General features: G+C 69.7%; 27 protein-coding genes. 19 read left to right on the top strand and 8 right to left on the bottom strand.

The features are described from left to right. Window positions 1–219 precede the first annotated feature (219 nt). Window positions 220–1,188, bottom strand: a complete 969-nt coding sequence (locus tag ASD78_RS16540) for an alpha/beta hydrolase (protein WP_056103426.1) — start codon at window positions 1,186–1,188, stop codon at window positions 220–222. Window positions 1,189–1,302: 114 nt separating this feature from the next. Between ASD78_RS16540 and ASD78_RS16535 the strand changes: the two genes are divergently transcribed. After that, the gene (locus ASD78_RS16535; RefSeq protein WP_056103423.1) at window positions 1,303–2,133 is read left to right on the top strand and encodes an AraC family transcriptional regulator; all 831 of its coding nucleotides are present in this window, start codon (window positions 1,303–1,305) and stop codon (window positions 2,131–2,133) included. On the opposite strand, the gene ASD78_RS16530 is transcribed toward ASD78_RS16535, so the two are convergent. From ASD78_RS16530 to ASD78_RS16515, 4 genes are all read right to left on the bottom strand, one after another. Continuing rightward, window positions 2,130–2,738 (bottom strand): hypothetical protein, encoded by a 609-nt coding sequence (locus ASD78_RS16530; protein ID WP_156087833.1) that lies wholly within the window; start codon window positions 2,736–2,738, stop codon window positions 2,130–2,132. The two genes, ASD78_RS16535 and ASD78_RS16530, sit on opposite strands and share 4 nt — an antisense overlap. 8 nt (window positions 2,739–2,746) lie before the next feature. After that, entirely contained in the window at window positions 2,747–4,951 is a 2,205-nt protein-coding gene (gene rlmKL / locus ASD78_RS16525; protein WP_056103418.1) for a bifunctional 23S rRNA (guanine(2069)-N(7))-methyltransferase RlmK/23S rRNA (guanine(2445)-N(2))-methyltransferase RlmL, read from the bottom strand. 97 nt (window positions 4,952–5,048) lie between these two features. Then, a complete protein-coding gene (locus tag ASD78_RS16520) occupies window positions 5,049–5,579 on the bottom strand; it encodes an alpha/beta family hydrolase (RefSeq protein WP_055909433.1) in 531 nt (176 codons plus the stop codon). Between the two features lie 94 nt (window positions 5,580–5,673). Further along, window positions 5,674–6,174: an MOSC domain-containing protein gene (locus ASD78_RS16515; RefSeq protein WP_055909430.1), complete on the bottom strand. Its 501-nt coding sequence runs from the start codon at window positions 6,172–6,174 to the stop codon at window positions 5,674–5,676. Window positions 6,175–6,215: 41 nt separating this feature from the next. Here ASD78_RS16515 and ASD78_RS16510 point away from each other — a divergent pair, with 41 nt between their 5' ends. The 5 genes from ASD78_RS16510 (at window position 6,216) to ASD78_RS16490 (ending at window position 10,953) form a co-directional block, all read left to right on the top strand. Further along, on the top strand, window positions 6,216–6,809 hold the full coding sequence (locus ASD78_RS16510; protein ID WP_056103416.1) for an N-acetylmuramoyl-L-alanine amidase: 594 nt from the start codon (window positions 6,216–6,218) through the stop codon (window positions 6,807–6,809). A gap of 131 nt (window positions 6,810–6,940) precedes the next feature. Further along, window positions 6,941–7,840 (top strand): acyl-CoA thioesterase II, encoded by a 900-nt coding sequence (tesB, locus tag ASD78_RS16505; RefSeq protein WP_056103412.1) that lies wholly within the window; start codon window positions 6,941–6,943, stop codon window positions 7,838–7,840. 1 nt (window position 7,841) lies between these two features. After that, window positions 7,842–8,678: a hypothetical protein gene (locus ASD78_RS16500; protein ID WP_056103406.1), complete on the top strand. Its 837-nt coding sequence runs from the start codon at window positions 7,842–7,844 to the stop codon at window positions 8,676–8,678. Window positions 8,679–9,619: 941 nt separating this feature from the next. Further along, window positions 9,620–9,799: a hypothetical protein gene (locus ASD78_RS16495; RefSeq protein WP_056103402.1), complete on the top strand. Its 180-nt coding sequence runs from the start codon at window positions 9,620–9,622 to the stop codon at window positions 9,797–9,799. Next, window positions 9,796–10,953, top strand: coding sequence for a sigma-70 family RNA polymerase sigma factor (locus tag ASD78_RS16490; protein ID WP_056103397.1), 1,158 nt, complete (start codon window positions 9,796–9,798; stop codon window positions 10,951–10,953). The genes ASD78_RS16495 and ASD78_RS16490 overlap by 4 nt, the downstream gene beginning before the upstream one ends. A gap of 149 nt (window positions 10,954–11,102) precedes the next feature. Here the strand turns inward: ASD78_RS16490 and ASD78_RS16485 are convergent, their stop codons facing one another. Beyond that, a complete protein-coding gene (locus tag ASD78_RS16485; protein ID WP_056103394.1) occupies window positions 11,103–11,738 on the bottom strand; it encodes an EF-hand domain-containing protein in 636 nt (211 codons plus the stop codon). A gap of 141 nt (window positions 11,739–11,879) precedes the next feature. Here ASD78_RS16485 and ASD78_RS16480 point away from each other — a divergent pair, with 141 nt between their 5' ends. The 4 genes from ASD78_RS16480 to ASD78_RS16465 all read left to right on the top strand — a co-directional run bounded on the left by ASD78_RS16480 (window position 11,880) and on the right by ASD78_RS16465 (window position 15,171). Further along, on the top strand, window positions 11,880–12,623 hold the full coding sequence (locus tag ASD78_RS16480) for an arginyltransferase (RefSeq protein ID WP_055900930.1): 744 nt from the start codon (window positions 11,880–11,882) through the stop codon (window positions 12,621–12,623). A 113-nt stretch (window positions 12,624–12,736) separates the two neighbouring features. After that, window positions 12,737–13,066, top strand: a complete 330-nt coding sequence (locus ASD78_RS16475) for a hypothetical protein (protein WP_056306801.1) — start codon at window positions 12,737–12,739, stop codon at window positions 13,064–13,066. A 254-nt stretch (window positions 13,067–13,320) separates the two neighbouring features. Then, entirely contained in the window at window positions 13,321–13,758 is a 438-nt protein-coding gene (locus ASD78_RS20220) for a hypothetical protein (protein ID WP_082559562.1), read from the top strand. Between the two features lie 192 nt (window positions 13,759–13,950). Continuing rightward, window positions 13,951–15,171: an endonuclease/exonuclease/phosphatase family protein gene (locus ASD78_RS16465; protein WP_082575697.1), complete on the top strand. Its 1,221-nt coding sequence runs from the start codon at window positions 13,951–13,953 to the stop codon at window positions 15,169–15,171. Window positions 15,172–16,020: 849 nt separating this feature from the next. On the opposite strand, the gene ASD78_RS16460 is transcribed toward ASD78_RS16465, so the two are convergent. Together ASD78_RS16460 and purT are read right to left on the bottom strand one after the other, a co-directional pair. Next, window positions 16,021–16,503, bottom strand: a complete 483-nt coding sequence (locus ASD78_RS16460) for a hypothetical protein (RefSeq protein ID WP_056103391.1) — start codon at window positions 16,501–16,503, stop codon at window positions 16,021–16,023. A 48-nt stretch (window positions 16,504–16,551) separates the two neighbouring features. Further along, window positions 16,552–17,751, bottom strand: a complete 1,200-nt coding sequence (gene purT / locus ASD78_RS16455; RefSeq protein ID WP_055900940.1) for a formate-dependent phosphoribosylglycinamide formyltransferase — start codon at window positions 17,749–17,751, stop codon at window positions 16,552–16,554. A gap of 106 nt (window positions 17,752–17,857) precedes the next feature. Here purT and ASD78_RS16450 point away from each other — a divergent pair, with 106 nt between their 5' ends. The 9 genes from ASD78_RS16450 (at window position 17,858) to ASD78_RS16415 (ending at window position 22,661) form a co-directional block, all read left to right on the top strand. Continuing rightward, on the top strand, window positions 17,858–18,775 hold the full coding sequence (locus ASD78_RS16450) for a hypothetical protein (RefSeq protein WP_056103388.1): 918 nt from the start codon (window positions 17,858–17,860) through the stop codon (window positions 18,773–18,775). A gap of 283 nt (window positions 18,776–19,058) precedes the next feature. Continuing rightward, a complete protein-coding gene (locus ASD78_RS16445) occupies window positions 19,059–19,925 on the top strand; it encodes an SPFH domain-containing protein (RefSeq protein ID WP_055900946.1) in 867 nt (288 codons plus the stop codon). A gap of 3 nt (window positions 19,926–19,928) precedes the next feature. Then, window positions 19,929–20,117, top strand: a complete 189-nt coding sequence (locus ASD78_RS16440; RefSeq protein ID WP_056103383.1) for a hypothetical protein — start codon at window positions 19,929–19,931, stop codon at window positions 20,115–20,117. Beyond that, entirely contained in the window at window positions 20,114–20,296 is a 183-nt protein-coding gene (locus ASD78_RS16435) for a hypothetical protein (protein WP_055900953.1), read from the top strand. Before ASD78_RS16440 ends, ASD78_RS16435 begins: the two co-directional genes overlap by 4 nt. Before the next feature lie 43 nt (window positions 20,297–20,339). Continuing rightward, window positions 20,340–20,486 (top strand): hypothetical protein, encoded by a 147-nt coding sequence (locus ASD78_RS20905; protein WP_156087832.1) that lies wholly within the window; start codon window positions 20,340–20,342, stop codon window positions 20,484–20,486. A 1-nt stretch (window position 20,487) separates the two neighbouring features. Continuing rightward, window positions 20,488–21,033: a hypothetical protein gene (locus ASD78_RS16430; RefSeq protein ID WP_056103380.1), complete on the top strand. Its 546-nt coding sequence runs from the start codon at window positions 20,488–20,490 to the stop codon at window positions 21,031–21,033. 9 nt (window positions 21,034–21,042) lie between these two features. Next, complete coding sequence (locus ASD78_RS16425; RefSeq protein ID WP_056103378.1) at window positions 21,043–21,843, top strand: M15 family metallopeptidase; 801 nt, start codon at window positions 21,043–21,045, stop codon at window positions 21,841–21,843. 67 nt (window positions 21,844–21,910) lie between these two features. Beyond that, a complete protein-coding gene (locus ASD78_RS16420; RefSeq protein WP_056103851.1) occupies window positions 21,911–22,216 on the top strand; it encodes an NIPSNAP family protein in 306 nt (101 codons plus the stop codon). A 7-nt stretch (window positions 22,217–22,223) separates the two neighbouring features. Then, complete coding sequence (locus tag ASD78_RS16415) at window positions 22,224–22,661, top strand: GNAT family N-acetyltransferase (RefSeq protein ID WP_200944245.1); 438 nt, start codon at window positions 22,224–22,226, stop codon at window positions 22,659–22,661. Window positions 22,662–22,663: the final 2 nt, after the last annotated feature.

Below are 22,663 nucleotides of genomic sequence, written 5' to 3'. Positions count from 1 at the left end.
CCTCTCCTGGAATGGGTCGCCGGTTCGGCGCTGGGCACAGAATGCCACCGCATTATCGGAACGATATAGCCATAATCAGGAACATCATTTACATATTTGGAACGATAGTCACCCCTGCAAGCGCAGGTACGCAGGACGCGGAACGCTCCCGATGTCGGGAGCGTTCCGTGCCGGCCGGGGCGATCCGGCCCCCGCGGCTGCGGGGCCGGATCGGTGGGTTCACTGGCGCAGGAAGGCCAGCAGGTCCTGATTGAGCCGGTCCTTGTGGGTATCGGTCAGGCCGTGCGGGGCACCCGGATAGACGATCAGGCGCGCGTTCTTGATCAGCGCGGCCGAAGCCTTGCCCGAGCTGTCGATGGGCACGATCTGGTCATCGCTGCCATGGATCACCAGGGTCGGCACGTCGATGCGCTTGAGGTCGGCGCGGAAGTCGGTGGCCGAGAACGCCGCGATCGAGTCGTAGGTGTTCTTGTGGCCGGCCTGCATGCCCTGCACCCAGAACGACTGGATCAGGCCCTGCGAGGGCTTGGCGCCGGGACGGTTGTAGCCGAAGAAGGGGCCCGACGCGATGTCCAGGTACAGCTGCGAACGGTTCTCCAGCGAGGCCTTGCGCAGGCCGTCGAACACCGCGATCGGCAGGCCGCCCGGGTTGTCGGCGGTCTGCAGCATCAGCGGCGGCACCGCGCTCACCAGCACCGCCTTCTTGACCCGGGAGGTGCCGTGGCGGCCGATGTAGCGCGCCACTTCGCCGCCGCCGGTGGAGAAACCGACCAGGGTCGCGTCCTTCAGGTCCAGGGTTTCGATCACCGTGGCCAGGTCGTCGGCGTAATGGTCCATGTCGTTGCCGTCCCAGGGCTGGCTGGAGCGGCCATGGCCGCGGCGGTCGTGCGCGACCACGCGATAGCCGTGATCGGCCAGGAACAGCATCTGCGATTCCCAGCTGTCCGAGTTCAAGGGCCAGCCGTGGCTGAAGGTGACGACCGGGCCGTTCTTCGGGCCCCAGTCCTTGTAGTAGAGGCGCACGCCGTCGCGGGTCGTGATGTAGCCGGCGCTGCGGTCGATGTCGTGGGCGGCGACGACGGAGGGGCCGGTCTGGGCCGGGGTCGCCTGGGCGGCGGCGGCCTCGGTCGAGACGGCGGACGCGGCCAGGACGGCCAGACCAAGGGCGGTACGATGCAGGACGTTCATGCGGTGCTCCTAAGCGAAAGTGGGAAAGGCATTGCCTGTCGGCAGGACGTACTTTGCGCGCCCAGCCGATACTATTTGCGGCATATAATCCTTAAAACATTGCCTGGAGTATCGATGGCCGACCGACTCGACGCCCTGCTCCACCGCTTTTCGGTCCGGGCGCAGACCTTCCAGGCCGGAACGCTGTGCGGCATCAACGACCTCACGCCCGACGGCGACAGCGGTCAGCTGCACCTGATCCGGCGCGGCGAAGTCGCGGTGAGCCACGGCGGCGCGATCGCCGCGCGCGTCGCCACACCCAGCCTGCTCCTGTATCCGCGGCCGCTGCCGCACCGCTTCGTGATCGACGACGCGGCCGGGGCCGAACTGACCTGCGCCCATCTGCGCTTCGACGGCGGCAGCGCCAACCCGGTGGCGGCCGCCCTGCCTGCGTTCGTGTGCCTGCCGCTGGACACCATCTCCGGTCTCGACCACAGCCTGGCGCTGCTGTTCGAAGAAGCCTTCGAGCAGCGCTGCGGGCGCAGGGCGATGCTGGATCGCTTATTCGAAGTGGTGCTGATCCAGGTCCTGCGTCATCTCATGGACAACGGCCAGACCCGCGTCGGCATGCTGGCGGGACTGGCCGATCCGCGACTGCGCCTGGCCATCGTCGCCATGCACGAGGCACCTGCCCAGGACTGGAGCCTGGAGGCGCTCGCGGCCCAGGCCGGCATGTCGCGCAGCGCGTTCGCCAATGCGTTCCGCGATGCCGTCGGCTGCACGCCGGGCGCCTATCTGCAGCAATGGCGGGTCGCGCTGGTGCAGCGCGCGCTGGTGCAGGGACGCTCGCTGAAGCGCATCGCCGACGAGGTCGGCTACGGCAGCGAATCGACGCTGTCGCGCGCCTTCAAGGCCCAGTGCGGACTATCGCCGCGGGAATGGAAGCAGAACCGGCAGCGCGCCTAGACGGCCTTGGCCGTCCGCTGCGGCTTGCGCGTGTACACGTACACCGTCGCCGGCGGCACGTTGCGCAGCACGAATTCGCCGCGGTGCACGTGCAGGTCCAGCTCGCGCATCACCGAGTCGGCCACCGGCGCGGCCGGGCCGTAGGTGAACTGCACGAACACGCCGTCCGCGCGCAGGCATTCGAACGCGGCCGTCAGCAGACTGAGCTGCAGCGGCTGCGGCATGGTCAGCAGCCCCAGGCCGGACACGATCGCGTCGGCAGGGCCCTCGTCGAGATAGCCGTTGGCGCGCGCCAGCTCCGGCAGCGAACCGGCATCGCCCAGCAGCACCCGTACCTGCGGGAAACGCAGATGCAGATGCGCGTGCAGTTCCTCGTTGAGTTCCAGCACCAGCAGGTCGTGGTCGGCGATGCCGGCCGCGAGCAGGGCGCGGGTGATCGCGCCGGTGCCGCCGCCGAGTTCGATCACGCGGCGCGCGTCGTCGGGCAGCTCGGCGATCATCGCCGCGGCCAGTTCCGGGCTGGACGGCGCGACCGCGGCGGTGCGCAGCGGGTTCTTCAGCCATTGGCGGAAGAAGGTCCAGGTACCGAGCTTGCGTGGTTTCATGGCGTCGTTCAAAGCGGCTGCAGCCGCCAGCAGCGGTGGATGCGGGCGTCGCGGGCGAAATCGGGCGGAATGGTCTCGGCGCTGATCTCGCGGCAGTCGGCGAACTCGGCGACAGCGTCCTGGTCGAGGCGGAAGCGGCGGAAGTTGTTGGAGAAGTACAGCACGCCGTTGTCGGCCAGGCGCGCGACCGCGGCGCGCAGCAGGCGCACGTGTTCGCGCTGGATGTCGAAGTCGTCGGCGCGCGCGGAATTGGAGAAGGTCGGCGGGTCGCAGAAGATCAGGTCGTAACGGCCGCGGTCGGCTTCCAGCCAGGCCACCGCGTCGGCCTGGACCAGGCGGTGATCGGCGCCGCCGATGCCGTTCTCGCGCAGGTTGTCGGCGCACCACTGCAGGTAGGTCGCCGACAGGTCGACGGTGGTGGTCTGCACGGCCCCGCCGACCGCGGCGTGCACGCTGGCCGCGCCGGTGTAGCCGAACAGGTTAAGGAAGCGGCGGCCGCGCGCTTCTTCGGCGATGCGCAGGCGCATCGGCCGGTGGTCCAGGAACAGGCCGGTATCGAGGTAGTCGTGCAGGTTCACGCGCAGCCTGGCCGCGCCTTCGCGCACCACCAGGAATTCGCCGCGCTGATCGAAACGGCCGTACTTGCTGCCGCCCTTGCCGCGTGCGCGGGTCTTGAGGGCGATGCGCTCGCGCGGCACCGCCAAGGCGTCGCGCGCGGCCGCCAGCAGTTCGTTGAGGCGGCGGCGCTGGTCGGCTTCGGGAATGGTGGCGGGCGCGGCGTATTCCTGCACGTGCAGGTGCAGCTGCGGTTCGGGTTCGTCGCTGGTATAGACGTCGATCGCGGCCGCGTACTCGGGCAGGTCGGCGTCGTAGGCGCGGTAGCAGCCGACCTGTTCGCGCTCGCGCCAGCGCTTGAGTTTGTGCAGGTTCTTGCGCAGGCGGTTGGCGACCATCTGCGCGCCGTCGGACAGCGCCTGCGGCGCGGCGTCCTCGCCGGCATCGGCGCGCGCGCGCGGCGCGATCGGGTCGCACACGATCAGGGTGCATTCGATCGCGCCGTTGAACAGCTGGTATTTCTTGTTCGCGCGCAGGCCCGTGGCCTGGGCCAGTTCGGCGTCGCCGCACAGCAGGCTGGCGCGCCATTCCGGCACCAGGCGCTTGAGGGTCTTGCCCAGGCCGCGGTACAGCGCGGGATCGGCCGCCAGACGCGCGTCGTAGGGCGGGTTGCAGACGACCAGACCGGTGGCGGCGGCTGCGGCGCCACCCTCGCCCGCTTCTCCCGCTTCGGCCGTGCTCGGCGCCGCAACGGGCAGGTCCTGCAGTTGTTCGACCGGCGAAACCTGCCAGCGGATCACGCCGGCCAGGCCGGCCATGACTTCGTTGTCGCGTGCGGCGCGGATCGCGTGCGGGTCGAGATCGCTGCCGTGGAAGACCGGCCGCAGCGCCGCCCGGCCCACTTCTTCGCGCTCCTGCGCTTGCGCGCACAACTCCTGCCAGGCGCTGCGGTCGAAGCCGCGCCAGCGCGTCGGCGCCAGGCCGTCGTGGCGCAGCAGGCCCGGGGCGACGTCGGCCGCCATCAGCGCGCCTTCGATCAGCAGCGTGCCGCTGCCGCACATCGGATCGAGCAGCGCGCCGCCTTCGGCATACACGCGCGGCCAGCCGCCGCGCAGCAGCACCGCGGCGGCGAGGTTTTCCTTCAGCGGCGCTTCGCCCTGCTTCAGGCGCCAGCCGCGGCGATGCAGCGAGCCGCCGCCGAGGTCGATCGAGACGATCGCGCGGTTCTTGCGGATCACCAGGTTCAGGCGCAGGTCGGGCGCGTCCACGTCCACGTCTGGGCGGGCGCCGGTGCGCGCGCGCATCACGTCGACTACCGCGTCCTTGACCCGCTGCGCGGCGTAACGCGCGTGGGTGATCGCGGTGCCCGAGACATGCGCGTCGACGGCCAGCGTATGGGTCGCGTCCAGATGCTGCGGCCAGTCGATCGCGGCGACACCGGCGTAGAGCGCGTGCTCGTCCGGGCAGTCGAATTCGGCGATCGGCCACAGCACGCGGCTGGCCAGGCGCGACCACAGCACCGCGCGCTGGGCGTCGCGCAACTCGCCTTCGGCGTTGGCGCCGGCCAGCGCGGCGGTCGCGCGCGCGCAGCCGAGCGCGACCAGTTCGTCGGCCAGCAGATATTCCAGACCCTTGCCGCAGCTGACGTAGAACTTCACGAAGATTTCCTGAATGACGAGAGGAACGAAAAAAACAATGCCGGTCTACGCGCAGTATCCGCGCTGCCGGTCAAGGACGCGTGTGGCGGCGCGGCCGTCACAAGCCTTGCAACAATTGAGCGAACGCCTCGGCGCTGGCTTCGACGTGCGCCGACAGGCGATGGCTGTCGTCGACCAGCAGCACGCGCGCGCGGCGCGGATAGGCCCAGTCGACGACCTCCTGGGCCGGGATCAGCTCGTCGTCCCAGCCGTGCAGGATCGAGATCGGCACCGGCGCGGCTTCCAGGCGCGGCGCCGGCCCCATCCGCACCGGCGGCGCCATCAGGAACAGGCCGGCGACCGGCACCTGCAGCGACACCAGGCCGGAGATGTAGGCGCCGAGGCTGGAACCGGCCAACACCACCGGTCCGCGCTGCGCGGCGGCCTGGGCGAGCGCGAGCAGGCGCTGCAACCGCTGCGGCACGTCGCCGAGTTCGCTGACCTGGCGGCGTGCGTCCAGGTCGGTGTAGTCCGGACGCTCGTGGCTCCAGCCCAGGCGCTGCGCAGCCTCGGCCAGGGCGGTGACCTTGGTCGCATCGGGGCCGCTCTCGAAGCCATGGGAAAGAATGCAGTGTCCGCGCGTGCTCATGCGTGTCCGGGGTAGGTGTCGCGTCGTGGGGGAACGGTGTGGAGAAACGGTGCGGCGAGCGGTCGGCCGGTCGACTGGCCCGTCGATCTGCCTATCAATCGGCCAACACGACCAGCTGGTCGCCGCGGCGGATCCGGCCGCCTTCGAGGATGCGCGCGCACAGGCCGCCGTGATTGCGCATGGCGTTGTAACCGCCCGGGCCGAGCGCGTCTTCCATGCGCGAGCAGGGATCGCAGTCTTCGGTGCCTTCCAGCACCGCCTCGCCGAGACGGAAGCGGCGGCCCTTGAGCGCCACCAGCGGCAGCCCGGACACCACCACGTTACGGCGCAGCAGCGCCGGGTCCAGCGAATCGCGTCCGGCCAGCGCCGCGATCGCGGGCAGGTGCTCGGCCTGGATCAGGGTCAGCCCGCGCTTGCCGCTGCCGCCGGCGTAGCGGTCGCCGACCAGGCCGATGCCGGTCTGCGCCAGCGCTTCCTCGACCGCCTGCATCGGCACGTCGCGCTTGGGACGCAGCCCGATCCACTCCACCCGGCCGGGGCGCGGCAGGTTGGCCATCAGGCGGCCGAGTGCGGAGTCGGCGGGCGGCAGGGACATGACGGGCTCCGGTGCGAAGGCGAATGTTAGCATCCGCCCCCATGCCGCCCCTTCCGACCCTGCGCGTGGAACCGCTGCCCTACGAGGCCCTGCTGGAGGCGCGTGGCGTAGAAACGGTGGACTTGGTGGTGATCCACTGCACCGAACTGCCGGACCTGGCGACCGCCCGCGAATACGGCGAACGGGTGCTCTACCCGGCCTCCGGCACCGGCAATAGCGGCCACTATTACCTCGACCGCGACGGCAGCGTGCACCGCTACGTCGAGCCGCTGCGCAGCGCCCACCACACCCGCGGCTACAACCTGCGCTCGGTCGGGATCGAACTGGTCAACACCGGCCGCTACCCGAACTGGCTGGACTCGCGCCATCAGGCCATGGACGAGGCCTATACCCCGGCCCAGATCGACGCCCTGATCGCCCTGCTGGCCGATCTGCGCGCGCAACTGCCCGCACTGCGCTGGATCGCCGGCCACGAAGACCTGGACACGAGCCGGGTCGAAGCCAGCGACGACCCGGCGGTATTGGTGCAGCGCAAGCGCGATCCGGGGCCGCAGTTCCCGTGGGCGCGGGTACTGGATGCCTGCGGGCTGGAACGGCTGCCGGCGCAATCGGGCTCCGAGGCCGGCGCGGCCTAGCGTCCGGCGGACCACGGCGTCGGGGCCGCACAATTGCGGCCGGCGCCGTTCCCGCAGCGACCGCCTGCGCGGGCCCGCAACGACCGGGCCGTATACTTCCAGGCCGTACCGACCGGCCGAAACCGCGCCCCATGACCTCATCGTCCGTCTCCGAACTGATCGAACTGCTGTCGCTGGAGCGGCTGGAGGACAACCTGTTCCGCGGCCAGAGCCGCGATATCGGCACCAAATACGTGTTCGGCGGCCAGGTGCTGGGGCAGGCGCTGTCGGCGGCGCAGGCCACCCTGGAAGCGCCGCGCAGCGCGCATTCGCTGCACGCCTATTTCCTCAAGGCCGGCGACATCGAGGCCCCGATCGTCTACCAGGCCGACCGTACCCGCGACGGCGGCAGTTTCTCGGTGCGCCGGGTCACCGCGATCCAGCACGGCCAGCCGATCTTCTTCCTCGCCGCCTCGTTCCAGAAGGACGAGGACGGCGGCGAGCATCAGCTGTCGATGCCGGAAGTGCCCAAGCCCGAAGACATCGCCCCCGCACCGGCGGTGCCGCCGGAGGTGATGGCGACGCTGCCGACCAAGATCCAGCGCTGGTTGTCGCGGCAGGGGCCGTTCGAGTTCCGCCACGTCTATCCGCGCGACGAGCTCAACCCGCCCAAGCGCCCGCCCTACCAACAGGTCTGGTTCCGCCTGAGCGAACCGGTCGGCGACGCGCCGGAACTGCACCGCGCCCTGCTGGCCTACGCCTCGGACTTCCACCTGCTCGGCACCGCGACCTTCCCGCACGGGATCAGCTACTACCAGCCCAACGTGCAGATGGCCTCGCTGGATCATGCGCTGTGGTTCCACCGCCCGTTCCGCGCCGACGACTGGCTGCTGTATTCGATCGACAGCCCCAGCGCCCAGGGCGGGCGCGGCCTGGCGCGCGGGCAGATCTTCGACCGCAACGGCCGCCTGGTCGCGAGCACCGCGCAGGAAGGCCTGATCCGTGTAGTGCAGGACGCCGCGGCGGCCGCGCACGTGCCGTCGAAGGACTGAGATGAGACAGGTCTTCTCCAGCGCCCGTCTGGAAAACGTCGAGTCGGTCGCGCAGATGCTGCGCGATGCCGATATCGAAGTACGGGTCACCCACAACCGTTCCTACAAAGGCAATCGCCGCAGCGGTTTCAGCTACAGCGACAACGACTCGCCCAAGCCTGCGGTATGGGTGGTCAAGTCCGAGGACCAGGTGCGCGCGCGCGAAATCCTGCGCGCCGCCGGCCTGATCGACTCCACCCGCGGCGGCGAAGGTTATTCGGCGATCAGTTTCCGCGCGCCCGAGCAGGCCGCGCCCGGCCGCACTCCGGCGCAGCGGCGCGCGTTCCGGATCAAGCTCGGCCTGATCGGCGTGATCGTGGTGGTGCTGGCGATGGCGATCGTTCGTTCGCTCAGCGAGGACCCGGCCGAGACCGCATTGGCCAAGCACCCGCTCGACGGCTCGGTCGCGGCGATCCCGCAACCGCTGGCGGCGGCGGTGTTCACGCAGGAACTGCGCAAGGCCGCCCCGATCGACACCCTGTGCCTGTCGATCGACGGCAAGGACGTGTCCAAGGCCATGATCGACGCGATGCAGGCGCAGCTGCGCGGCCGCCGCGTGGTGCCGCTGTCGGAATGCGTGCGCATCGCCGACGACGCCCAGGGCAGCGTGCACCGCGCCTCCGGGCATGCGGCGCTGCTGGTCGACGTCAAGGCGTTCCGACCGCAGACGCGCGAGTCCGGGCAGATCGAGTACGAGGCGTACCACCACCGCATGTCGGCGTCGTACAAGACGCTGGAAGTGAAGTCGGTGGACGGGCGTTGGCAAGTGGTGCGGACGATCAAGCACGTGGCGATGTAAGCCGACTGCGGGTGCGGCTTTGCTGTGCCGCTCAAGCTAGCCAAGCTCTCCAGCCCCATGCTGAACCCGTCGAATGGGCGAGCCAAGCCGCGCGTGTCACAGGGCGCGGCGACAACCGCGCCGATGCGATGGCGCGGTTCGCCTCCGCTCACCCGATCCCGCGTGCAGTTGCAGTTGCCGTTGCCGTTGCCGTTGCCGTTGCCGTTGCCGCGGCATTGGAATCCATTGAGCCGCACGACGACGAGCAACCGTAGACCCGAAGGGCGGCGCGCAGGACGCGCACCGTTTTTCGAGGAACAGGATGTTCCTTCGAAAAATCCCCGCGCCAGCTCCGAACCCGCACGGGAGGGTTGTCTAGGCAAGCCCTTCTCTTTGGTTACTTTCTCTTGGGCTAGCAAGAGAAAGTGACCCGCATGCGCAGCAGGCGGAAGCTGTTGCTTAAGNGGGAGGGTTGTCTAGGCAAGCCCTTCTCTTTGGTTACTTTCTCTTGGGCTAGCAAGAGAAAGTGACCCGCATGCGCAGCAGGCGGAAGCTGTTGCTTAAGCACGAAACCAACGCAGCAAACGGAATTCGCAATCGCGGCTTACGCCGCTCCCACAGGAGGCAGACCCGGAGCGAAACCCGCCAGCAGACGGAGTTCGCGGTCGCGGCTCACGCCGCTCCTACCCCAAGGCGGGTGGCAAAAGAAAGTGACCCGCATGCGCAGCAGGCGGAAGCTGTTGCTTAAGAACGAAGCCAACGCAGCAAACGGAATTCGCAATCGCGGCTTACGCCGCTCCCACAGGAAGCAGACCCGGAGCGAAACCCGCCAGCAGACGGAGTTCGCGGTCGCGGCTCACGCCGCTCCTACCCAAAAGCCGAGGCCCGGAGCGCCAGCGCCACCCTCGGTCACATCCACCGCCCCCGCACGTCCCAGTCCAGGCACCCCACCCGGACCCACCATGACGACCCCGTCCCCTTTCGCCTGCGCCTGCCTCGCCCTCTCCGCCCTCTCCGCCGTCCTCGACGCCCTCGGCCCGCTGAGCGCCGCCGCGATCGCCGCCGCACTCGCTATCCTGGGTGCGCTCGACGGCCGCCCGACCGTCGCCGACCTGCACGCCTGCCTGAGCTGCCTGCATTGAACGCCACCCTGCCCACCGCCGACGCCCTGATCGCCAACATCGACGCCGACCTGCACGCCGCGGCCGCGGGCGACCGTGCCGCGTATTCACGCATCGTCGCGTCCTGCCAGAACTCGGTCACGGCGATCGCCCTGGCGATCGTGCGCGACGTGCCGGCCAGCGAGGACATCGCGCAGGAGGCCTTTCTCAGCGCCTGGCAGAACCTGCGCCGGCTGCAGAGCCCGTCCAGCTTCCTGCCCTGGTTGCGCCAGATCACCCGCAACCTCGCCCGCGACCATCTGCGCAGCCAGCGCCGCGCGCCGCGCGGCGTGGACGACGTCGAAGCCGCGATCGAAGCCGCGGCCGATCCGCATCCCAACCCCTGCGAGCAACTGCTCGACGACGAACGCCAGACCATGGCCGTGGAACTGATCTCGGCCCTGCCCGACGACAGCCGCGAAGTGCTGTTGCTGTACTACCGCGAAGGCCAGAGCTCGCAACAGGTCGCGACCCTGCTCGGGCTCAGCGACGCGGCGGTGCGCAAGCGCCTGTCGCGCGCGCGCGCCACGGTACGCGCGGAGCTGCTGGCGCGGTTCGGCCGCTTCGCCCTCGACAGCGCGCCCTCGGTCGCGTTCACCAGCATGGTCGCGACCGCGCTGGCGATCGCCAGCCCGCCGGCCGCCGCGGCCGGCCTGCTCGGCGCCGGCGCGGCCGCTGGCGCCAAGACCCTGGGCCAGGTCGTGTTGGGCGCGGCCGGCAGCATCGCCTTCGCGATGGTGGCCGCGTTCGCCGGCATCTACCTGAGCCTGCGCAAGCAGCTCAAGGGCGCGATCGACGACGCCGAGCGCACCGCCCTGATCCGCAGCGCGGTGATCTGCGCGCTGGTCTCGATCGGCTTCGTCGTGGCGCTGCTGCTGGCGAGCCACTACACCCGCGGCTGGCTCGGGCCGACCGTGGCGACCCTGGTCTTCATGACCGTGGTCCTATGGCAGACCGCGGTCGTGCAGCCGCGCATCCTGCGCCGTCGGCACGCGCAGGAAGCGCAGCGCGATCCGGCCGCGGCGATGCGGCGGCGGCGATGCGAGCGCATCCAGTCCTGGATCGGCGTGGTGGTCGGCATAGGCTGCGGCCTGGGCGGATTGATCTTCGGCCTGATCGAATCCGGCCGGCTCTGAGGCCACGCCACCACGGTCGCCGGCATGGAGGCGCCGCACAAAAAAAACCCGTGCCGCTGGACGCGGCACGGGAATCTGGAGGGGCAAACCTTCCATTACTGCTGGGTACCGCGGGTGCAACGCAAAACGGTGGTGCGAACGGCCAGGCTTCAGCGATGCGGGCCGTGGCGCAGGTCGTCGCGGGTCAGGTAGCCGTCGCGGTCCTCGTCCATGAAAGCGAAGGCCTTGGCCAGGTACGGCATCTTCTCGCCGACCTCGACCTTGCTCAGCTTGCCGTCGTGGTTGAGGTCGGCCTCGGCGAAGCGCTGGTCGAAGCGCTTGGCGCGCTCGGCTTCGCGCTGCGGACGCTCGCGCTCGTGGAAGGCCCGCAGTTCGCTGCGCACCACATAGCCGTCGCGGTTGCTGTCGATCTGGGCGAACTTGTCGCCGATCATCGGCAGCTTGGCGGCCTCGGCCTTGCTGATGCGGCCGTCGCCGTCGACATCGGCGGAGATCAGCCCGCCCATGCCGCCGCGGTGGCCGCGCTCGCCGCCTTTACCGCCATGGCCGTGCCGGGACGGGCGCTCGTCGGCGCTGAGGCGGCCGTCGCCGTTCTTGTCGAGGGCGTCGAATTTCTCGGCCAGACGCGGCATCGCGGCGGCTTCGCTGCGATCGATCGCGCCGTCCTTGTTGCTGTCCAGCGACGGGCGCGCCGGACGGCCGGTACCCGGGTCCTGCGGCGCAGCCAGCGCGGCGCCGGCGACAGCGGCCGCCAGCGCGGCGACCAGCAAGGTAGAACGTTTCATTGCGGTGGCTCCTGCTTGAGCGCCGGGCGGCGCCGATGCAGTGGTCAACGCCCCGGCCCGCGCTCGGTTGACACGACCTGCACCGGAACATGAACGAAAAGACCACGCGCGGCGGCCCCGCGACGGCGCTATGCTCACGCCATGGGCACCCAACCGCAGCCTGAAAGCGAGGACCTGCGCCTGTTCCACACCGGCGAGCACGCCTGCGGCTATTGGCCGGAGCGCGTCGCCCGCGACCTGGTGCTGGACCCGCGCGATCCGCGCCTGCGCAACTGGTACCCGCACGCCCTGGGCTGGGGTTTCCGCCGCTCCGGCGACATCGTCTACCGCCCGCACTGCGCCGGTTGCCGCGCCTGCGTGGCGGTGCGCATCCCGGTCGACCGTTTCCAGCCCGACCGCAGCCAACGCCGCTGCCTGGCACGCAACACCGACGTCGAAATGCGCGTGCGCCCCGCCGAACGCAGCGAAGAACACCTGGCGCTGTACCGCCGTTATCTGGCCGCGCGCCATGCCGGCGGCGGCATGGACGGCCACGGCGCGGCGGAGTTCGACCAATTCCTGATTGGCAGCTGGAGCGAAGGCCGCTTCCTGGAACTGCGCGAGCATCGCCGCCTGCTCGCGGTCGCGGTCACCGACGTGGTCGAGACCGCGCTGTCGGCGGTCTATACCTTCTACGAACCCGACGAGGCCGATCGCGGCCTGGGCACGCTGGCGGTCCTGCGCCAGCTCGAATGGGCCAAGCGCGAACGCCGCGAACACCTGTACCTGGGTTACTGGATCGCCGGCCACCCGAAGATGGACTACAAGCGCCGCTATCGCCCGCTGGAAGGCTTCGACGGCCACGAGTGGCGCGACCTGGACGCGCACGACTTCATCAGGCTGTAACCGCGTTCCTTTACATAGGCATGGAATTCGGCATAGGCGCGCGCTCAGCGGCGTCGGCCGGATGCGACGCGGCGACGGATCCCGCGCCCCTCGACTTGCTGCGAGCCATCGCCATGAATGCCCGACCCTGGAACCTGGCCGCCACCGCGGCCGCTACTGTGCTGATCGCCGCCTGCTCGTCCGCCAGCGGCAGCGGCGGCAAAATCGACGACGCGATCGGCGTCGTGCAGTGCGACGAATACCTGGCCAAAGTCGCGACCTGCATCAACGAAAAAGTCCCCGAAGCCCGGCGCCTGCAACTGCGCACCGACGTGTCCGCCGAATACGCGACATGGAAGGAAGCGACCGCCAACCCGACCCATCGCGCCGCGCTGCCGCAGGCCTGCGCGATCGCACAGGAACAGGCCAAGGACGAATACGCGCGCTACGGCTGCGCGATGTGATCGCGACGGCCGGCGCGAGCAGCACGATCACGCATCAATGTCGGTCGCCGATGTCCGCACGACAGCCGTATGCGCTCGCGGTCGACATGCCGATTGTCCCCTCGACATCGGGCGGTCGCGCATGGCGGCTTTACGAGTCGCTAACACAGAGTCCTGCCGACTCGTGTACCTAGTGGCCCGTCGTCTTCGCACGACCGAATCGGCACTGTGTTTGGCATGGAGCCGCCGCCTACCACTCTTATGGGGATATTTTAATGAAGCACACCGCTCTGATTCTTGCCGCCGCCATCACCCTGGCGCTGGCCGCCTGCACCAAGCCGGCCGACAAGCCGGCCGATACCGCCGCACCCGCGGCCACCACCGAAACCCCGGCCGCCGCCGATCCGGCCGCAGCACCCGCCGCTGACACTGCCGCCGCCCCGGCCGCTGCCGATGCCGCCGCTCCGGTCGCCGCCGCCGACAGCGTCGGCATCCCCGAGTGCGACGACTACCTGACCAAGGTCTCCGCCTGCCTGGCCGACAAGGTGCCGGCCGAGCAGCGTGCGATGTTCCAGACCGGCCTGGATTCCAGCCGCACCGCGTGGAAGCAGGCGGCCGCGAATCCGGCTTCCAAGGCTTCGCTGGCCCAGGCCTGCTCGACCGCGCTGGCCCAGTCCAAGACCCAGTTCAGCGCGTTCGGCTGCACCCTGTAAGACCAGTTGCATCGCTCGACCCGACGCCCCGGTTCGCCGGGGCGTTTTTTTTCGGCCGATTCTTTGCGGCCGATTCTTTGCGGCCGATTCTTTGTCGCCGTCCGCCGCGTGCGCGGCCGACTCCGGCCATCGGCCAGGCGCAGCAAACGGCCTGTCACCGCCCGCGCACGCGCGCATGCCATCATGCGCGCCATGCGCAACCGACACCCTGCTCTGATCTCCCTCGTCCTGCTCGCCGCGTTCGCCGCCGGCTGCGTGCGCGTCCAGGTCCACGGCGATCCCCAGGCGGCCGAACCCATGAGCCCAACCGCCGCGCTGCGCGTCGCGACCTACAACACCTCGCTCTACGACGACGCCGACGGCGGCCTGGTGCGCCGCCTCGAGGCCGACGACGCCGGCGCGCGCAAGATCGCCGCCGTGCTGCAGCGCGCACGCCCGGACCTGGTCCTGCTCAATGAATTCGACTACGACGCCGACGGCCGCGCCGCCGACCTGTTCCAGCAGCGCTATCTCGAAGTCGCCCAGCACGGCGGCGAACCCTTGCGCTACCCCTACCGCTACCTCGCGCCGGTCAACACCGGCGTGCCCAGCGGCCTGGACCTGGACCACGACGGCCGCATCGGCGACGACGGCCGCGCCCGCGGCAACGACGCGTGGGGCTACGGCCTGCACCCGGGCCAGTACGGCATGCTGGTGCTGTCGCGCTATCCGATCGACAGTGCCCAGGTGCGCAGCTTCCAATTGCTGAAGTGGAGCGCGTTGCCCGGCGCGCGCGAGCCGCGCGATCCCGCCAGCGGCTCGCCCTGGTACCCGGCGCCGATCTGGTCGCAGCTGCGGCTGTCGTCGAAATCGCATTGGGACGTGCCGGTGCGCACGCCGCTGGGCCTGATCCATGTACTGGCCTCGCATCCGACCCCACCGGTGTTCGACGGCCCCGAGGACCGCAACGGCGCGCGCAACCATGACGAGATCAGGCTCTGGGCCGAATACCTGTCGCCCGGCGACAAGCCCTGGCTGTGCGACGACCGCGGCCGCTGCGGCGGCCTGCCCAGCGACGCCGCGTTCGTGATCCTGGGCGACATGAACGCCGACCCCATCGACGGCGATGGCGCGCGCGGCGCGATCGCACAGTTGCTGGAGCACCCGCGCGTCGATGCCAGCCACGTGCCGCGCAGCGACGGCGCACCGCAGCGCGCGACCGACTACGGCCTACCGCGCAAGGGCGATACCGCCACCCATACCGGCGACTTCGGACCCAAGGCCGGGACATTGCGATTGGATTACGTGCTGCCGTCGCGCGGACTGGGCCTACACGATTCCGGCGTGTTCTGGCCGGCGCGCGAAAGCGCCGATGCGGCGATCGCAGACGGCAGCGATCATCATCTGGTTTGGGTCGATCTGGGCGTGCGTTGATTTTTGCGCGCACTGCGACGCGCGTGAGCGTTTGCGCCGGGAATAGCGGCTCGGTCGGCGGATCTCGCTGAAGCAACGGGATCCTCACCTGCAAGCAGATGACGACTAAGACCATGCGAGTCGCCGCGGCCGCGGTCGTGGTTGCGCCTTATGGCAGTGGCAGTGGCCGTTGCAGTGGCCGTTGCCGTTGCCGTTGCCGTTGCCGCGGCATTGAAATCCAATGCTCCGCACTCGCCCAACCCTACTCAGACCCGAAGGGCGGCGCGCAGGACGCGCGCCGTTTTTCGAGGAACAGGATGTTCCTTCGAAAAATCACCGCGCCAGCTCCGAACCCGCACGGGAGGGTTGTCTAGGCAGGCCCTTCTCTTTGGTTACTTTCTCTTGGGCCAGCAAGAGAAAGTGACCCGCTCGCGCAGCGGGCGGAAGCTGTTGCTTAAGCACGAAACCAACGCAGCAAACGGAATTCGCAATCGCGGCTTACGCCGCTCCCACAGAAAGCGAAGCCAATCCGAATCGAAGCCAGCGCGGTAGCCGAAGGTCGCGGTCGCGGCTTACGCCGCTCCTACCCCAAGGCGAGTAGCAAGAGAAAGTGGCGCGCACGCGCAGCGGGCGGAAGCTGTTGCTTAAGAACGAAACCAACGCAGCAAACGGAGTTCGCGATCGCGGCTTACGCCGCTCCCACAGAAGGCAGAGGCAGAAGCCGAGGTCGAAATCGAGGTCGACCTGAAGCGGAACCTCCGTCAGCTGACGGAGTTCGCGGTCGCGGCTTACGCCGCTCCTACCCCAAAGCCGGCGCGGGCCGCAGATTGATCCGCTAGCGCAACCCTCGCAACTCCCACCGCGCCGGCATCACCCCGCCGGCTTCGGCTTCGCCGCCCCAGCATCCGCCTCCGCAGGCACTGGCGCCGCCATCGGCGCAGGAGCAGCAGGCGCCGGCGCCGGCGTGGGCACCTCTGCAGGAGCGACCGGCGCGGGCGTAGCGGGTGCAGGCGCGGGCGCAGCGGGTGCAGGCGTCGCCACCGGCACCACCGCCGCCGCCGCCGCATACGGCGCATGCTCCGTCCGCGGCCCGAAGCCGAACGCCTCGTCGCTGCGCGCCGACACGATCATGCGCACCATGCTGGTCGGCACCATCAGTTCCAGCGACACCGGCCGACCTTCGCTGGTCTGCATCTCCAGGGTCATTTCGATCAGCGCTCCCGCCGTGTCGATTTCGCGGCACAGCACGTGCGGCCCGGCCGGACCGTCCAGCAGATAGGGTCGGATCGCCTCACCCAGGGCTTCCAGCGCCTGCGGGAATAGGAATACAGCGTAGCCTCGGGATTCTTCCATTGCCGATCCCCCTGTCAGGATCTTTGTTTCGATTGAGGATGGATGCGCTCAGCGCAGTTCGATGTCCAGTGCCGACGCCGCGCGCCGCGCTTGTTCGCGGGCGCCGTCGATGTCCTCGCCCAGGGCCAGGGTCACCGCGACCCGGCGCTGGCCTTCCACGCGCGGTTTGCCGAACAGGCGCAACTGGGTGTCGGCCTGGCTCAGCGCGGCGTCGACGCCGTTGAACACCGGCACGCCGTGGCCCTGCGCCAGCACCGCGCAGGACGCGGACGGACCGTGTTCGCGTATCGTCGGAATCGGCAGGCCGAGGATCGCGCGCGCGTGCAGCGCGAACTCGCTCAGGTCCTGCGAGACCAGGGTCACCAGGCCGGTGTCGTGCGGGCGCGGCGAGACTTCGCTGAACCAGACCTCGTCGCCCTTCACGAACAGCTCGACGCCGAACACGCCCCAGCCGCCGAGATCGTCGGTGATGCCGCGCGCGATGCCCTGCGCTCGCGCCAGGGCGCGGGTCGACATCGCCTGCGGCTGCCAGCTTTCGCGGTAGTCGCCGTCGCGCTGCAGATGGCCGATCGGTGCGCAGAAGGTGGTGCCGCCGACGTGACGCACCGTCAGCAGGGTGATCTCGTAATCGAAGTCGATGAAGCCCTCGACGATGACCCGGCCGGCGCCGGCGCGGCCGCCGGTCTGGGCGTAGTCCCAGGCCTTGTCGACATCGTCGGCGCTGCGCACCAGGCTCTGGCCCTTGCCCGAGGACGACATCACCGGCTTGACCACGCACGGCAGGCCGATCGCGGCGACGGCGCTGCGGTAGTCGTCGAGCGTGTCGACGAAACGATAGGGCGAGGTCGGCAGGCCCAGGGTTTCCGCGGCCAGGCGGCGGATGCCCTCGCGATCCATGGTCAGGCGCGCGGCGCGCGCGGTCGGTATCACCCGGGTGTGGGTGCCGCGCTCGGCGAACTCCTGCTCCAGCTCGACCAGGGTCTGGGTGTGGATAGCCTCGATCTCCGGCACGATCAGGTGCGGCCGCTCGGCCGCGATCAGGGCGCGCACGGCCTGGCCGTCGAGCATGTCGAGCACGTGGCTGCGATGCGCGACCTGCATCGCCGGCGCGTCGGCGTAGCGATCGGCGGCGATCACTTCCACCCCGAAGCGCTGCAGTTCGATCGCCACCTCTTTGCCGAGTTCGCCCGAACCGAGCAGCAGCACGCGGAAGGCGTGCGGGGACAAAGGCGTACCGAGCGTGATCATGCGCGTTCCTGGAGTGAGGCCGTAGGCTGACGCTAGTCTAACTTTCCGCACGTCCCAGCGGGTCCGGACCTATGTCGGCATGCGCGCTGCATGCGATGCTGTGGGCATGCCGCGTTCCGTGCCGCTACCGCTGCGCGCCGTCGTTCTTGCCGCCGCGCTAGCCGCGGTGGGCGCTTGCGCGCGCCATGAAGCCGGCGAACCCGGCAGCGAGCTCAGCGGCATGCTGATCGACAGCCAGCTCGACGAGATCAGCGGCCTGGCCGCCTCGCGCCGGCACCCCGGCGTGCTGTGGATGATCGACGACGGCGGCAACCCCGAGCGCCTGTTCGCGGTCTCCGACGACGGCGAGCGGCTGGCCACGTTCCGGATCGAGGGCGTGACCAAGACCGACTGGGAAGACATCGCCGCGTTCCGCCTGGACGGCCGCAACTATCTGCTGATCGCCGATACCGGCGACAACGGCGGCCTGCGCCGCAGCCTGCAGCTGCATGTGGTCGAGGAACCGGCCACGCTCGAAAACGCGCGACTGCGCCCGGCCTGGTCGATCGCGTTCCGCTGGCCCGACGGCGCACGCGACTGCGAGGCCGTCGCGGTCGACGCCGCCAACGGCCGCATCCTGCTGATCTCGAAGAAGCGCCAGCCGCCGGAACTGTTCACCCTGCCGCTGCGCCCGGCCGACACCGGCCTGCTCACCGCGCACCGCAGCGGCGCCCTGGCCGGGGTGCCGCAGCCCAGCGAGGACGCGCTCAAGCGCAAGCCGCGCACCGCGCGCCTGCAGAGCCAGGTCACCGCCGCCGACGTCTCGCCCGATGGCCGCACCCTGGCGGTGATGACCTACCGCTACCTGCTGCTGTACCCGCGCCGCAGCGGCCAAAGCTGGGGCGCGGCGGTCGCCGAGCCGCCCAAGATCACCGCCCTGCCCTGGCTGCCGCAGGCCGAAGCCCTGGGCTGGGCCACCGACGGCCGCAGCCTGTACGCGACCGGCGAGTTCGTCCCGGCACCGCTGTACCGGATCACGCCCTGAGCCCTGCCGGTTCGGCCTTGGGCCAGGAGCGGCGTAGGCCGCGACCGCGGCACTCAGGCGCCGGCACGCTCGGCCCGATCTGACCTACCCGCGATCCCCAATCCGCTGCCTGGCCTGCGCAGAGCGCCGGGGCGCGCTAAATACGCCGCCGCTGCAGGTCCGCGGCGTCCCAGCCCCAGAGGCCGCGCCGCGAACGATCTACCGTCCGTCCGAAATATCTTGCGATAACTGATATCACTTTGATATCAATACTTCGAACTCAACCAGGACCCGAGAACGCGCCATGAAAGAGAACCCGACCCGTTCCCTGCCCGGTATTCCGATCCTGCTGCTCCTGCTGCTGGTCGGCGCCTTCGTGTTCTGGCTGTTCGTCGGCGGCCTGGCGGCCAAGTCCGACCTGCAGATCGGCGCCGCGATCCTGATCGGCATCCTGGCCTTCTTCAGCCTGACCGGTCTGTACAAGGTCGAGCCCAACCAGGCCGCGGTGCTGAGCCTGTTCGGCAAGTACATCGGCACGGTCAAGGACAACGGCCTGCGCTGGAACAACCCCTTCTTCGCCCAGAAGAAGATCAGCCAGCGCGTGCGCAACTTCGAGAGCGGCAAGCTCAAGGTCAACGAGCTCGACGGCAGTCCGATCGAGATCGCCGCGGTGATCGTCTGGCAGGTGGTCGATTCGGCCGAGGCGGTCTACAACGTCGACGACTACGAGAGCTTCGTCCACATCCAGTCCGAGTCGGCGCTGCGCGCGATGGCCACCAGCTATCCCTACGACCAGCACGAGGAAGGCCAGCTCGCCCTGCGCAGCCACGCCGCCGAGATTTCCCAGCACCTCAAGGACGAACTCGCCGAGCGCCTGGCCGACGCCGGCGTGCAGGTGGTCGACGCGCGCATCAGCCACCTCGCCTACGCCCCGGAAATCGCCCAGGCCATGCTGCAGCGCCAGCAGGCCAACGCGGTGATCGCCGCACGCACGCGCATCGTCGCCGGCGCGGTCGGCATGGTCGAGATGGCGCTGGAGGAACTGCAGAAGCACGGCACCGTGCAGTTGGACGAAGAACGCAAGGCGCAGATGGTCAGCAACCTGCTGATCGTGCTGTGCTCGGATCACCGCGGCGTGCAGCCGGTCGTCAACACCGGCACGCTCTACTGAACCGTGGCCGAGAAGAAAGCCTACCCGCTGCGCATCAACGCCGAAGTGCTGGCCGCGGCGCAGCGCTGGGCCGACGACGAGCTGCGCTCGCTCAACGCACAGATCGAATACGCCCTGCGCGATGCCCTGCGCAAGGCCGGTCGCCTGCCCGACCGGACCCCTCCACCCAGCACGGATGAAAACGAATCATGAGCCACACGCAATGGAACTACCTGCTCAGCGAAATCGGCCTGCAACTGTTCGGCCCTTCGGCCGCCGACCGCATCCGCGAGGAACTCGGCAAGCGCGGCGCGCAGGGCTGGGAGCTGGTCACGGTGGCCTACGATTCCAACAGTTCAACCCATCGGCTGTACTTCAAGAAGCCGGCCTGAGCGCAGGCGCCGAACCTTCGCCAGCCCCAACCGGGAGCCCCTCATGCTGCACATCATCAAGCTGATCGAACGCCGCTATCCGCGCCAGGGCGATGCCCGTCCGACGCCTGCCGCCCGGCTGGCCACGGTCGCGCTGCTGGCGCTGTCCGCGGCCGCGCTGATGGCCGGCGTCGTGCTGCAGCTGCGCTGAGATGCGCAGCTACGCCGTCTCCGCGCCTGGCCGGCGCGCCCTGCTGGTGCCGGCGATTTCGCTGGGCCTGGCGGTGCTCGGCATCGCGTTCGCGCTGCTGCGCGCACGCGAGGATCCGAGCGTCGTCCAGCTGCTGTGGATCGCGGTGCCGACGCTGGTGCTGGTCGGCGGCCTGATCTGGCTCGGCGCGCGCCGGCGTGCGGTCGAACTCGAAGCCGGGCAGCTCACCGTCAAGGCCGGACCGCACACCTGCCGGGTGCAGGTCGCGGCGCTGGACCTGGAGCGCGCGCGCATCGTCGACCTAGACGAACACACCGGCCTGCGCCCCTCGATCAAGACTCTCGGCACCTCCCTGCCCGGCTACCAGGCCGGCTGGTTCCGCATGCGCGACCGCTGGCGCAAGGCCTTCTATCTGCTGACCCAGCGCCGGCGCGTGCTGTGGCTGCCTGAGCGCGGCGACGGCCCCTCGCTGCTGCTGTCGCTGGAGCAGCCGCAAGCCCTGCTCGATGCGCTCAACGACGTAGCGCGACGCCGCCGCTCCCGCTAACCTGCGCGTATGCGCGGCGTCATTCCCGTACTGATCAACACGCCCGAGATCGAACTCTGGCCGGCCGGCCTGCTGCGTGCGCGCAGCAACCACGACGCCCGCGCCCTGGCGCGCGCGCGCCACGTGCTGCGGCGCAAGCGCGACGGCCAGTACCTCGCCGCCGACCTGCCGGAGGGGCTGCTGCCGCTGGTGCAGCGGCTGCGCCACGAACCCGGTCTCGAACAAGCCCTGGACGCGCTGGAACACGCTGCGACGCCGCGCCGCGCCGGCCTGGAACGGGTCCACGAACTGCCGCTGGACCGGCTCGAAGAACGCCTGCACGCGCTCGGACTGGACCACGGCTACGGCGAGCGCACCGGCCTGAGCCTGGTCGCCGAACCCGACCGCCTCGCCTTCGCCGGCCACGACCGCTACCGCCGCCCGCTGTGGCTGCATCCGCTGGCCGCGCGCGCCTGGACCCACCTACACGCAGCCGCGTTGCGCGACGGCGTGGTGCTGGAGGCCATCTCCGGCTATCGCAGCCACGACTACCAACTCGGCATCTTCGAACGCAAACTCGCGCGCGGCCTGGACGTCGAACAGATCCTCACCGTCAACGCCGCGCCCGGCTACAGCGAACACCACTCCGGCCTGGCCCTGGACATCGGCGCGCCCGACCAGCCGCCGGCCGAGGAATCCTTCGAAAGCACCGCCGCCTTCGCTTGGCTGCGGACCCAGGCCGGCGGCTATGGCTTCGTGATGAGCTATCCCCGCGACAACCCGCACGGCATCGTCTACGAGCCCTGGCACTGGCGCTACGCGGCGCCCTGACCGCCCGCGACGGCGGAGCCACGCTAGGATGGCCGGACCGCGCCACGCGCCGTTCTGGAGCCTCATCTTGATCACCTGCTACCTGCGCTACGTGCTGGATCCGGCCAAGCTGGCCGAGTTCGAAACCTATGCGCGCATGTGGATCCCGCTGGTCGAGCGCCTGGGCGGCGAGCACCACGGCTATTTCCTGCCCGGCGAAGGCCACAGCAATATCGCCCTGGCGCTGTTCTCGTTCCCGTCGCTGGCGGCCTACGAAACCTACCGGACCCAGGCCGCAGGCGATCCCGAATGCCAGGCCGCGATGCGCTACTACGAAGACACGCGCTGCTTCCTGAGCTACGAGCGCAGCTTCTTCCGCCCGGTGACGGAGTAAGCGCGACGTGAGCGCCGCGCCGCAGGTGCGCCTGCTCGGCCGCGACGAGATCGCGGTGCTGGAACGGGTCGCGGCGGACGTGTTCGACCAGCCGATCGACCCGCGCTGGGCCGGCGAGTTCTTCGCCGATCCGCGCCATCACCTGGCGGTCGCCGTGCTCGACGGCGAGATCGTCGGCATGGCCTCGGCGCTGCATTACGTGCATCCCGACAAGCCGCCGACGCTGTGGATCAACGAAGTCGGCGTGACCGCCGCGCTGCGGCGCCGCGGCATCGCCAGGCAGCTGATGGACGCCTTGCTCGTGCACGGCCGGGCCCTGGGCTGCAGCGAGGCCTGGGTCGCCACCGAGTTCGACAACACCGCCGCACGCGGCCTGTACGCGGCGCTGGGCGGCCAGGAAGCGCCGATGCTGGCCGTCGCCCTGCCGCTGGACGGCGCCGACTGAAA

This window comes from Lysobacter sp. Root667 (assembly GCF_001427715.1).
In the GTDB taxonomy this organism is placed as follows: domain Bacteria; phylum Pseudomonadota; class Gammaproteobacteria; order Xanthomonadales; family Xanthomonadaceae; genus Lysobacter.
Note: the sequence above shows the minus strand (reverse complement) of the source record. Positions and strands in the feature narration are given on the sequence as shown.